Below are 10,810 nucleotides of genomic sequence, written 5' to 3'. Positions count from 1 at the left end.
TAAAAAGTTCGGTAGAAATGATATCAGGAGACGGCGCGAACGCCGCCTCCCGAAACATTCCAAGATTACTTAACGTCAACCTTGGCGCCAGCTTCTTCAAGCTTCTTCTTAAGGTCAGCAGCTTCAGCCTTGGAAACAGCTTCCTTGACAGCCTTAGGAGCACCTTCAACGAGGTCCTTAGCTTCCTTCAGGCCGAGACCTGTGATTGCGCGGACTTCCTTGATGACGTTGATCTTGTTTGCGCCAGCTTCAACGAGGATAACGTCGAATTCTGTCTTTTCTTCTTCAACAACAGCAGCAGCGCCGGCAACAGCAGCAGCAGCAACTGGTGCAGCAGCAGAAACGCCCCACTTTTCTTCAAGAAGCTTGGAAAGCTCAGCAGCTTCCAGAACTGTCAGAGCAGAGAGGTCTTCAACGATCTTTGCGAGATCAGCCATGTTATAGTTCCTTTAATTCGGTTCGAACCGGTTTGAATAGTTACAGCGAAAAACCGCCTTAAGCGGCTTCGTCCTTCTTTGAGTAAGCCGAGAACACGCGAGCAAGCTGGCTTGCTGGTGCTGCAACAACCGTAGCGATGCGCGTTGCAGGAGCCGCAAAGAGGCCCAGCAGCTTGCCACGCAGCTCGTCCAGCGAAGGCAAGGTCGCGAGCGACTTGACTGCATCTGCGTTGAGCGTGGTTGTTCCCATGGCGCCGCCCAGAACAACGATCTTGTCGTTGGTCTTTGCGAAATCCATGACGACTTTCGGAGCAATCATAGGGTCAGTGCTGTATGCAATCAGCGTCTGTCCCTTGAAGAGATCGATGATCCCTTCCGACTCCGTACCCTGAAGAGCGATCTTGGCCAGGCGGTTCTTCGCGACCTTGACGGTGCCGCCAGCAGCACGCATTTTCGAACGAAAATCGTTCATCTGCGCAACTGTGACACCGGCATAGTGGGCCACGACAACTGAACCAGAAGCCTTGAAGACTTCATTCAGCTCCGTGACGAATTCGCGTTTTTCCGCTCTTTCCACTGTCTGTCTCCAGTAGATGAGAACACATTGAACTGTGAACCCATCGGGTTTGCCTTTGCCTCAAGAGATTTCGTTACCAAAATCTCAAGCGACGCTTGAGGATCCTGTCCCCCGCTCTGTCGCCGCAAACGGCTTCAGGCACAGGCACATCAGGTTCGAACCGGATTATTAAGCATCCTTGGATGCGAAAATCCGGGCCTTACCCGTCTCATGCAGGCTGAATGATTAAGGCCTAAATCCCGGAGGAAATGAGCCACCTACAATCTCGGACAGGAGTTCCAGGTCTCCCTGGAAATTTCCGACCCTTGCGAGCCGGAAATCTGTGTTGCCGCGCCTTTTTCAAGACGCGGCGAATTCTTTAAGCTGTAACCGACGAAGGCTCGATGCGCACGCCTGGACCCATGGTCGAGGAGATGGCTACGCGCTTGACATAGTTGCCCTTGGCGCCAGCTGGCTTTGCCTTGATGACGGCGTCAGCGAAAGCCTTGATGTTTTCTTCGAGTGCCTTGGCATCGAAGGAAGCCTTGCCAATACCTGCGTGTACGATACCGGCCTTTTCGACGCGGAATTCAACAGCGCCGCCCTTGGAAGCCTTAACGGCTCCAGCAACGTCCATCGTAACCGTACCAACCTTGGGGTTAGGCATCATGCCGCGTGGGCCGAGAACCTTACCAAGGCGACCAACGAGTGGCATCATGTCAGGAGTTGCGATCACGCGATCGAAGTCGATCTTGCCGCCCTGAACGATTTCCAGCAGGTCTTCTGCACCAACGATGTCTGCGCCGGCAGCCTTGGCTTCGTCAGCCTTGGCGCCGCGAGCAAAAACAGCAACGCGAACGTCGCGGCCTGTGCCGTTTGGCAGGTTTACCACGCCGCGAACCATCTGGTCTGCGTGACGTGGATCAACGCCGAGGTTCATCGACACTTCAACAGTCTCGTCGAACTTGGCGATAGCCCGTTCCTTAACCATCGAAATGGCGTCGGTCAGGACATAAAGGGACTTTGGATCAACGCCTTCGCGGATCTTCTGTACGCGTTTTGCAAGCTTTGCCATGATCAACCCACCACTTCCAGGCCCATAGCGCGGGCAGAGCCCTCAACCATAGCCATTGCGCCTTCGATGTTGGCTGCATTCAGATCCTTCATCTTGGCTTCGGCAATTGTCTTGACCTGAGCCTTGGTGATGGAGCCGACCTTGGCGCCCTTACCAGGCGTCTTGGAACCAGCGGTGACCTTTGCTTCCTTCTTCAACCAATATGTCATTGGCGGCTGCTTCATGACGAAGGTGAAGGACTTGTCCTGGTAATAAGTGATGACGACCGGGATCGGCATACCCTTTTCCATTTCCTGCGTGGCGGCATTGAACGCCTTGCAGAATTCCATGATGTTAACGCCACGCTGACCAAGCGCCGGGCCGATTGGCGGGGACGGGTTTGCCGATCCTGCCTTGACCTGAAGCTTGAGCTGGCCTGCAACTTTCTTAGCCATATCTCTCTGCCTTTCAAATCGAACCGGTTTCCCGGCTCATATGCCGGATGAACCGGCGGCTGTGGTTGCGTGGTACGACATCTGGCCCGGCTAGAGCCAGAAAGTCTTCCACGCGGCTTTGCGGACTGAGCCGCTTCACATCCAACTAAAACAGGCTGTTGCCCGTTTTACATGATGTGAAATATGAAGGGCACCAGGGCACCCTTCAAAACTTTATCAGACTTTTTCGACCTGAGCATATTCAAGCTCGACAGGTGTTGCGCGACCGAAGATCGACACTTCCACCTTGAGCCGCGAACGCTCTTCGTCAACGTCCTGAACGACACCGTTGAAGGACGCAAACGGACCATCCGAGACGCGAACCTGCTCGCCGACCTCGAAGGAAACGGAAGACTTCGGACGCTCGACGCCCTCCTGAACCTGACCGAGAATACGGTCCGCTTCGGAGTCGGGGATCGGAACAGGCTTATTGTCCGAACCCAGGAAGCCCGTAACCTTGGGCGTATTCTTGATAAGGTGGTAAGCCTCATCAGTCAGGTTTGCGCGCACCAGCACGTAACCTGGAAAGAACTTGCGCTCACTATCGACTTTGCGACCACGACGCACCTCGACGACCTTTTCGGTCGGAACGAGAATTCTCTCAAAGAGGTGATCCAGGCCCTTTTGACGGACCTTTTCCTCAATCGACTCGGCGACTTTCTTTTCGAAATTCGAATATGCCTGAACGATATACCAACGCGCTGCCATCTTTACTCTCCGCTCAATTCGTTACCGGCCAAAGCTCAGAACGAGACTGAGCAACCAGCCAATGAGCTGGTCAGCCGCAAAGAAGAACAGTGCCGCAAATACGACCATAACCAAAACCATGGCCGTGGAAATCATCGTCTCGCGGCGCGACGGCCAAGTGATCTTCGACGTTTCGGCGCGAACCTGCTGCAAAAACGTAAACGGATTGGTTTTGGATGCCATTGACTGCCCACGCAATTACGGCACGTAAAGCCGAAATAATCGGCCCCACGCACCGCGTGTCTATTTTGTCCTACATAAACACCGATTCCCTCTTTAACAAGAGAAAAACGACATTCGGCGAATTTCACCGGTAAACCGGCACCTCACATGCCATGCAGCGATGCCCCGCGCTTGCGAATGAGGATGGCAGGGGCAGTAAGGCTCGAACTTACGACCTGCGGTTTTGGAGACCGCCGCTCTACCAACTGAGCTATACCCCTAAATCAGAACATATCGACAAAGGACTTTGCCTCTATCGTTGTTCGTGACGCTCGTTTAAGGCTACGAATCTTGATTGGCAAGTGTTTTTTTTGCTATTCACATCGCAGCGAAAAACAGAGTGGATCAGCCTGTTTTCATTTTCACGGCATTCAACAAGGGGACTATCATGCTCCAGGCGGCCAACACACCGGAACCTCGGGCATTCGAAGCATTGCTTGGACGGTATGGCAACATTGCCCTTATCGCGAACAGTGAGAGCGTTAATATTGAGACCATTGTGGATGCCCTCCCCACCGATACGCTTTTCGTGTTCTTCACCGGCTGCGCAAAGGTTCTAAAAGCACCCTTTCAGCGCGACGCCATCCTGTGTCACCGGATGGTGGCAGGTGGAAAACGATTCCTGAAGTCGCAGAAGCACTTCGACAGTGCCCATAGCTTTTTCCCCGATGGCCTGAAGACAGAGATCGGTATGCTTGCCGACAAGGCCAGCATCGAGGCGACCAGGCCGACGTCACCGCGATCAACCGATCTCGTTCCGCACCTTGTTGATTTCGATTACATGTTCGACAGTTTCTACCCAGCGGGACGCATGCCGACGACGGGCTTTGCTCTGGCGATGTGGCTCATCGAGACGCTGCCAAACGCGAAGGTCGTGCTGTGCGGGTTCACCGGTGTCGCTGGGACCCAGTTCAATATGTATGAAGAGCACGACTGGACATTCGAGCAGACGGTCCTGCATCTTTTTGCCAAGAGCGGCCGCATCGTCCGGCTGCAGGAAAGCAATGCGGCAGCCTCCCAAAACTGGCTTTCCAATGTTGCCAATCGGTTTCCCGAATTCGATCAGGGAGAGATTGCGCTGGCCGCAGCCCAGGTGCTTGGCAATCGCTTCACAGGGTTGGAAAGAAGAGTTTCCAAGCTATGGGATCAAACCAAATGGCAACGGCAGATCAAGCGCGTCCTGTATCTGTTCAAACGGAAATAGTAGGGGTGAATGCGCCGTAGGGCGCACTCACGGTCGTCGCGATCAGGCGCGCTGGACGACTGACAACACGCGCTCGCGCGTTGCGAACCACTCTTCAGCATAATCGTCGTCTTTATATTCGTCGAAATACGGCCCACCATCGGTGAAGTGGACATTGTCAGCCTGCTCATTGTGCTCGTATTCATTGACGAGCCAGTTCCATGTCTTCGGAATTTCGCCGATCAGGTCTTCCGATTCCAGCCACTTGAACTGGTGCAGCTCCAGCCCTGTGGCCGTGTTGACATAGTCCTTCGTCAGGGTTTTGCACTTGGCATTGTTAAAGAGAATGAAGCTGGACCAGTTCTTTTTTTCATATTTCGTCTGGGTCTGACCCAGAAACTTGGTTTCAACCTTCGGCACATAGTCGTGCTTCACGCACATCGCAGCATAACGGTCATCGCGCAGCTCCCAAAGCTTGGCAATATCGGTGCGCATCAACATGTCGCAATCTGCAAAGATCGCCCATCCCTCGAAGTCGCACAGATACGGCACCAGGAAACGCGAAAAAGAAAACTCGGTGGACTGCAACTGATTGCGTTCGCGCGTGAAAACGCCCTCGAGATTGTTCAGCGCGATCGGCATGAACTCAACCGGAATAGAGCTCTTCTCCTGAATGCTCTGGCAAAAGACATGGTAGGCAACGACTTCCTTGCTGTCGAAGCCGATAAAAATACGTGCCTTGTCGGTCATACTGACTCCCATCAATACCATAAATGAGTGTTCTTACCGCGAGATTTTCAGACCCGCGGTGAATCGATATTCGATAGCGGAAACTATACGAGAATAGTCGACAATATAGAGGCAGATGCCTGAAAACGTGCCCTTTTGAGCGAATAAACACCGATTTTAAAAGGATGTGTTTTGCAAAATAAAAAAACCCCGCCATCTCTGGCGGGGTTCTGATCTATCCCTTGCGGGAAAAAATTATTCAACAATCGAAGCGACGATGCCGGCGCCGACGGTACGGCCGCCTTCGCGGATCGCGAAGCGCAGCTTTTCTTCCATCGCGATCGGAACGATCAGTTCGACTTCAACAGTCACGTTGTCACCTGGCATAACCATTTCCGTGCCTTCTGGAAGCGAAACGATACCGGTCACATCCGTCGTACGGAAGTAGAACTGTGGACGGTAGTTCGTGAAGAACGGTGTATGACGACCGCCCTCTTCCTTCGTCAGAATGTAGGCTTCTGCGATGAACTTCTTGTGCGGCTTGACAGAACCTGGCTTGCACAGGATCTGGCCACGCTCAACGCCATCGCGCTGCACGCCACGGATCAGCGCGCCAACGTTGTCGCCAGCCTGACCCTGATCGAGAAGCTTGCGGAACATTTCAACGCCGGTGACAGTCGTCTTGGTCGTGGCGCGAATACCGACGATCTCAACTTCTTCACCAACCTTGACGATACCGCGCTCAACGCGACCCGTGACAACCGTACCACGGCCCGAGATCGAGAACACGTCTTCGATCGGCAGCAGGAACGGCAGGTTGATGGGACGCTCAGGTGTCGGGATGTAGGCATCAACAGCCGCCATCAGTTCACGGATCGCATCTTCGCCGATCTTCTTGTCCGAGTCTTCCAGAGCAGCAAGAGCAGAACCCTTGACGATTGGAATGTCGTCGCCCGGGAAGTCGTAGGATGACAGAAGTTCGCGAACTTCCAGTTCTACCAGTTCCAGAAGCTCTTCGTCGTCAACCTGGTCAACCTTGTTGAGGAACACAACGATCGCAGGAACGCCAACCTGACGGGCAAGCAGAATGTGCTCGCGAGTCTGTGGCATCGGGCCATCAGCGGCCGAGCAGACCAGGATCGCGCCGTCCATCTGGGCAGCACCGGTGATCATGTTCTTCACATAGTCGGCGTGGCCGGGGCAATCGACGTGCGCGTAGTGACGAGCAGGTGTCTCGTATTCAACGTGTGCCGTCGAAATCGTGATACCGCGGGCCTTTTCTTCCGGTGCAGCGTCGATCTGGTCGTACGCCTTGAACTCGCCGAAATACTTCGTGATCGCAGCAGTCAACGACGTCTTGCCGTGGTCAACGTGACCGATCGTGCCAATGTTGACGTGCGGCTTGTTGCGCTCAAACTTGCTCTTTGCCATGTGAATTGCTTCCTGTGAACGTGAAGTCGTTTCCCCGGCGAACCGGTTTGGTGTCGCCGTTTAAGGCTTTGCAAGCGAATGCGCAAGACTTAATTGTGAGCGCACCTGCTGCGCTAGCCAAAGCGACGTGATGGGCTGCATATGGTGCGCCAACACCGTATCGTCAACGTCATTCCATAGATGGATGGCTGTATGATCGAACACGGACTCTTTACGAAGATGTGATTCCTGTCATATTGACCCCCGGGCCGTGCTGTGGGGACAGGCGGCCGCTGGCCTACAGGCCTCGATCGCATATCCGCCGTTCAAGCCGTCTTCTCCCGCGGCACAATTCTCATCCGCTTCGGGATACACCATGGAAATCTTTACTGCCGCCGGTTTTACGGCGTTTCTTCAAGTCATTGCCATCGACCTCGTTCTGGCAGGCGACAACGCCATTGTGATCGGCCTCGCTGCAGCGGGCCTGCCAGCGCATATGCGCCGGAAAGCGATCCTCGTCGGCATCATCGCTGCTACCGTTCTGCGTATCGCTTTCGCCGCCGTCACCGTCCAGCTTCTTGCGATCGTCGGCCTCCAGCTTTTCGGTGGTTTGCTTCTGGCTTGGGTTTGCTGGAAAATGTGGACGGAATTGCGCGCACAAAAAGACGCAGCAGGTGAAGTTGAGAATCAACAGGCTGATCTGACAAAGGGCAACAAGACCTTCGCTCAGGCCGCCCTTCAGATCGTCATCGCCGATGTTTCCATGTCGCTCGACAACGTGCTTGCCGTCGCTGGCGCTGCACAAGACCACGTCACGGTGTTGATCATCGGACTTGTCGTCTCCATCGCGCTCATGGGTCTCGCAGCCAATTTCGTTGCCAAGCTTCTACACCGGTATCAATGGATTTCGTATGTCGGCTTGCTTGTCATCGTCTACGTGGCACTCAATATGCTCTATCATGGCGCCGTCGAGGTCTGGCCTTACGTTCAACCTTATCTCAGCTGAACACGATGAACCTTCGCTATCAAAATCCCGGAAATCCCGTATTTCCGGGATTTTCATTTTGAGTGACCAGCTAAAATCGCCGCCAATTGCGCAATATATAGTCACGCGCACCGGAGGCCTTAAAAATCGCCCATAGCTTTTAATGGTTGCCGTCAGCTTAAGGCAAGCATAAGCAGCCATGACTTTGGACAGAATAATAATGATAAAGGTTGTCTGAACAATGGCTTATGATTGGTCCGGCGGGCGTGTCCGTCAGTATCGCCGGTTGAAACTCGCAGTGGTTGTCGCCGCTGTCTTTCTGGTCACATTGCTTATCAGACAATTCTGGAGCATCTGAGTTCTCAGCAACACCGCACCTGCGATCAGGACGCAGAAGACCTTATATCTTCATGTGCTCTGGAGGGTCGTTACCGGCGCGTTTCCATTCGATGCATCGGCATTGGTCGGACACGGGCTGTCGAAGACCACGCCGCTAAACAGCGTCGCAACGCCGTCGACATAACGATAGCACTTGCCGACTTCGGTAATTTTCGCAAAAGATTCGCCCCGGCGAATGCGGTAGACCATTTCGAACGGTTCGCCTGAAAGAACGGAATTCTTGATTCCTTGAACCACATGTGGCTGGTCGTCTTCATGGATGAGCGGCATCATGCGTTCGACTGGCAATCCGGCATCAAGCTCTTCCGGATCGAAGCCCATGATCATCGCGAAAGCTTCATCTGCCCAAAACAGGTTCTGCTGAAGATCCCAGACGTAAAATCCACCAAGGCTCATCGAGACGTAACGTTGCAAAGGTGCGCTCTCAGTCATTTTCAATCCTGGGTATTTTTTTAGACAATAAGCATATTTTGAGGTATCTGGAAACCGCAAAATGAGGCGGAACTGTGTTTTTTTAGTGAAGCGGTGGAATGGCTGATTTGTTCCGATGCGCTCGTTTTCTCTTAACCTCGAGAGCAATGAGAGTTACGCTCAATGGATAAGCGTGCTGATACCGTTCGGAGGCGGTCGAAGTCCCGGGTCGCTCTGAAGATTCGGCAACTACGCGGCGACCAAGACCAACCGCCGCCACAGACGCCGGTATGGGTTTGGAAGCGGACATGAAGCCGCCGAATTGGGACAATGAACCACATAAAACATAAGTGACGGGATTCGCTGCCAGTGGCTGAGATTGTTGGAGCGGGTAGCGGGAATCGAACCCGCGTATTCAGCTTGGAAGGCTGCTGCTCTACCATTGAGCTATACCCGCGGTGGTGAGTTCGATCCGTGCAGAATGGTGGAGGAAGTTGGATTTGAACCAACGTAGGCTGAGCCAACGGATTTACAGTCCGTCCCCTTTAACCACTCGGGCATTCCTCCAGTATTCTGCGAGGATCAAGCGACCAAGCTTAACCAGATTTCCGAGGGCGGCGCGTTGCCGCTTCGTCGTCTGTGGCCGCGTATATGACTGCCCTCGCCGCGTCTGTCAACACGATGTGTAACGAAATTCCGGGAAAAATGCGTATGAAGTCATAGGCCTGTGGATTACCAAAGAGTGTCGCCTGAAGACGATCCGCAGTTTCCTTTAAAGCCGCTATCGAAACATGTGAAACCGCAGATCGGAACGCAAGCGAAGCGGTGCGGGGGACTGGTGCTGGCGCATTGCTGACGATATAAGACAGCATGAGCAAAGACGATCCCAACGAAAAATCCACTCGCGACACACACTATGCAACGCTGCGCCGTCAGGTTCGCGATGCCAAGAGAGAACGCGGCGAAATTCCCACTCCGGCTTTTCAGAAGCGCAGACCTCGCGGTGGCGACGACTGGAAGGCACCGCAATTGGCACCTGATCAGGTCCATCTTTATGGTCTGCACACGGTTCGCGCCGCCCTTGCCAACAAGGAACGCCAGATCATCAAGCTGTCGGTGACCATGAACGCGCTGGCGCGTCTGGAAATCGGCTCGGCGGAAGAACAATCGTTCCCGGTGGAGATGGTGTCCCCGCAGGATATCGACAAAGTTCTCGGTCCCGATGCCATTCATCAGGGTGTGATGCTGGAGACCAGACCCCTACCCATGCGCAAGCTTTCTGCGTTGAAGGGCAGCCCGCTTATTCTCGTGCTGGATCAGGTAACCGACCCCCATAATGTCGGCGCCATCATGCGCTCGGCCGTTGCCTTCAATGCGGGCGCGCTGATCACCACGATGCGTCACAGCCCGACCGAGTCGGGCGTCCTGGCAAAATCCGCGTCCGGTGCGCTGGAAATGATCCCCTATATTCAGGTCACCAATCTGGCCGACGCGCTGGGCGAGTTGCACAAGCTCGGCTTCACCTCGATCGGCCTGGACTCGGAAGGCCCTGCCCCCATCGAGCAGACATTCAGCGGTGACAGGATCGCGCTGGTTCTCGGTGCGGAAGGCAAAGGCTTGCGTCAGAAAACACGCGAGACCGTTTCTGCATTGGCACGGCTGGATATGCCGGGCGAGATCAAGTCGCTCAATGTATCGAATGCAGCGGCCATTGCGCTCTACGCGACTGGTCAGTTTCTGGCCAAAAAATAAGACCTGCCCCACCAATCCTTCTCTTGGAGAACCAATGCCAGACATGATCAAACCGACCGGCGAACTCACGCTTCGCACACTTGCCATGCCAGCGGACGCCAATCCGGCAGGCGATATCTTCGGTGGTTGGGTCATGTCGCAGATGGACTTGGCAAGCGGCATTCGTGCCGCTGAACGGGCGCGCTGTCGCGTGGTGACGGCAGCGGTCAAGGAGATGGCATTCGAACTTCCCGTCAAGATCGGCGATACCATGTCCATCTACACGGAGATTACCCGTGTCGGACGCACCTCGATCACGCTCACAGTTGAAGCCTGGGCGCAACGGTCTCGCTACGACGCGCTTGAGAAGGTCACAGCCGGTACATTCATCATGGTCGCGATGGATGAGCACGGAAAGCCTACGCCCATTTCGAAGGCGTGACCTGAGGACA

At 54.4% G+C, this 10,810-nt stretch carries 13 protein-coding genes and 3 tRNA genes; 4 read left to right on the top strand and 12 right to left on the bottom strand.

Annotation, left to right across the window (positions count from 1 at the left end; all coding sequences use genetic code 11):
• Positions 1–65: 65 nt before the first annotated feature.
• From rplL to RMR21_RS05140, 7 genes are all read right to left on the bottom strand, one after another.
• Positions 66–437 (bottom strand): 50S ribosomal protein L7/L12, encoded by a 372-nt coding sequence (rplL, locus tag RMR21_RS05170; RefSeq protein ID WP_498669634.1) that lies wholly within the window; start codon positions 435–437, stop codon positions 66–68.
• Between the two features lie 58 nt (positions 438–495).
• Positions 496–1,014, bottom strand: a complete 519-nt coding sequence (rplJ, locus tag RMR21_RS05165) for a 50S ribosomal protein L10 (protein ID WP_067643748.1) — start codon at positions 1,012–1,014, stop codon at positions 496–498.
• Positions 1,015–1,372: 358 nt separating this feature from the next.
• Positions 1,373–2,068 carry a 50S ribosomal protein L1 gene (gene rplA / locus RMR21_RS05160; protein WP_498669633.1) on the bottom strand — a complete coding sequence of 232 codons (696 nt, stop codon included), beginning with the start codon at positions 2,066–2,068 and terminating at the stop codon, positions 1,373–1,375.
• Between the two features lie 2 nt (positions 2,069–2,070).
• Positions 2,071–2,502 (bottom strand): 50S ribosomal protein L11, encoded by a 432-nt coding sequence (gene rplK / locus RMR21_RS05155; RefSeq protein WP_498669632.1) that lies wholly within the window; start codon positions 2,500–2,502, stop codon positions 2,071–2,073.
• A 216-nt stretch (positions 2,503–2,718) separates the two neighbouring features.
• Positions 2,719–3,249 (bottom strand): transcription termination/antitermination protein NusG, encoded by a 531-nt coding sequence (nusG, locus tag RMR21_RS05150; RefSeq protein ID WP_498669631.1) that lies wholly within the window; start codon positions 3,247–3,249, stop codon positions 2,719–2,721.
• A 21-nt stretch (positions 3,250–3,270) separates the two neighbouring features.
• Complete coding sequence (secE, locus tag RMR21_RS05145; RefSeq protein ID WP_174152655.1) at positions 3,271–3,471, bottom strand: preprotein translocase subunit SecE; 201 nt, start codon at positions 3,469–3,471, stop codon at positions 3,271–3,273.
• A gap of 184 nt (positions 3,472–3,655) precedes the next feature.
• A tRNA-Trp gene (locus RMR21_RS05140) sits at positions 3,656–3,731 on the bottom strand.
• 167 nt (positions 3,732–3,898) lie between these two features.
• Here RMR21_RS05140 and RMR21_RS05135 point away from each other — a divergent pair.
• Positions 3,899–4,714: a hypothetical protein gene (locus RMR21_RS05135; protein ID WP_498669630.1), complete on the top strand. Its 816-nt coding sequence runs from the start codon at positions 3,899–3,901 to the stop codon at positions 4,712–4,714.
• Positions 4,715–4,756: 42 nt separating this feature from the next.
• Here the strand turns inward: RMR21_RS05135 and RMR21_RS05130 are convergent, their stop codons facing one another.
• Together RMR21_RS05130 and tuf are read right to left on the bottom strand one after the other, a co-directional pair.
• Positions 4,757–5,443, bottom strand: a complete 687-nt coding sequence (locus RMR21_RS05130; RefSeq protein WP_498669629.1) for a glycosyltransferase — start codon at positions 5,441–5,443, stop codon at positions 4,757–4,759.
• A gap of 234 nt (positions 5,444–5,677) precedes the next feature.
• Positions 5,678–6,853 (bottom strand): elongation factor Tu, encoded by a 1,176-nt coding sequence (tuf, locus tag RMR21_RS05125; protein ID WP_498669628.1) that lies wholly within the window; start codon positions 6,851–6,853, stop codon positions 5,678–5,680.
• 355 nt (positions 6,854–7,208) lie between these two features.
• Between tuf and RMR21_RS05120 the strand changes: the two genes are divergently transcribed.
• Entirely contained in the window at positions 7,209–7,838 is a 630-nt protein-coding gene (locus RMR21_RS05120) for a TerC family protein (protein ID WP_498669627.1), read from the top strand.
• 387 nt (positions 7,839–8,225) lie between these two features.
• Here RMR21_RS05120 and RMR21_RS05115 read toward each other — a convergent pair whose 3' ends face one another.
• From RMR21_RS05115 to RMR21_RS05105, 3 genes are all read right to left on the bottom strand, one after another.
• The gene (locus RMR21_RS05115) at positions 8,226–8,648 is read right to left on the bottom strand and encodes a PAS domain-containing protein (RefSeq protein ID WP_498669626.1); all 423 of its coding nucleotides are present in this window, start codon (positions 8,646–8,648) and stop codon (positions 8,226–8,228) included.
• A gap of 362 nt (positions 8,649–9,010) precedes the next feature.
• Positions 9,011–9,084 (bottom strand) — tRNA-Gly (locus tag RMR21_RS05110).
• 25 nt (positions 9,085–9,109) lie between these two features.
• Positions 9,110–9,194: transfer RNA gene (locus tag RMR21_RS05105), tRNA-Tyr, on the bottom strand.
• A gap of 303 nt (positions 9,195–9,497) precedes the next feature.
• Between RMR21_RS05105 and RMR21_RS05100 the strand changes: the two genes are divergently transcribed.
• Positions 9,498–10,379: a TrmH family RNA methyltransferase gene (locus RMR21_RS05100; protein WP_498669625.1), complete on the top strand. Its 882-nt coding sequence runs from the start codon at positions 9,498–9,500 to the stop codon at positions 10,377–10,379.
• Positions 10,380–10,413: 34 nt separating this feature from the next.
• The gene (locus RMR21_RS05095) at positions 10,414–10,800 is read left to right on the top strand and encodes an acyl-CoA thioesterase (RefSeq protein WP_498669624.1); all 387 of its coding nucleotides are present in this window, start codon (positions 10,414–10,416) and stop codon (positions 10,798–10,800) included.
• Positions 10,801–10,810: the final 10 nt, after the last annotated feature.

It is taken from the genome of Agrobacterium sp. rho-8.1, assembly GCF_033957725.1.
Lineage (GTDB): Bacteria > Pseudomonadota > Alphaproteobacteria > Rhizobiales > Rhizobiaceae > Agrobacterium.
Note: the sequence above shows the minus strand (reverse complement) of the source record. Positions and strands in the feature narration are given on the sequence as shown.

Coding starts and splice junctions, on each gene's coding strand:
- RMR21_RS05095 (WP_498669624.1), top strand. CDS start 10,414: ATGCCAGACATGATCAAACCGACCGGCGAACTCACGCTTCGCACACTT.
- secE (WP_174152655.1), bottom strand. CDS start 3,471: ATGGCATCCAAAACCAATCCGTTTACGTTTTTGCAGCAGGTTCGCGCC.
- rplK (WP_498669632.1), bottom strand. CDS start 2,502: ATGGCTAAGAAAGTTGCAGGCCAGCTCAAGCTTCAGGTCAAGGCAGGA.
- RMR21_RS05135 (WP_498669630.1), top strand. CDS start 3,899: ATGCTCCAGGCGGCCAACACACCGGAACCTCGGGCATTCGAAGCATTG.
- RMR21_RS05130 (WP_498669629.1), bottom strand. CDS start 5,443: ATGACCGACAAGGCACGTATTTTTATCGGCTTCGACAGCAAGGAAGTC.
- rplA (WP_498669633.1), bottom strand. CDS start 2,068: ATGGCAAAGCTTGCAAAACGCGTACAGAAGATCCGCGAAGGCGTTGAT.
- RMR21_RS05120 (WP_498669627.1), top strand. CDS start 7,209: ATGGAAATCTTTACTGCCGCCGGTTTTACGGCGTTTCTTCAAGTCATT.
- rplL (WP_498669634.1), bottom strand. CDS start 437: ATGGCTGATCTCGCAAAGATCGTTGAAGACCTCTCTGCTCTGACAGTT.
- RMR21_RS05115 (WP_498669626.1), bottom strand. CDS start 8,648: ATGACTGAGAGCGCACCTTTGCAACGTTACGTCTCGATGAGCCTTGGT.
- RMR21_RS05100 (WP_498669625.1), top strand. CDS start 9,498: ATGAGCAAAGACGATCCCAACGAAAAATCCACTCGCGACACACACTAT.
- tuf (WP_498669628.1), bottom strand. CDS start 6,853: ATGGCAAAGAGCAAGTTTGAGCGCAACAAGCCGCACGTCAACATTGGC.
- nusG (WP_498669631.1), bottom strand. CDS start 3,249: ATGGCAGCGCGTTGGTATATCGTTCAGGCATATTCGAATTTCGAAAAG.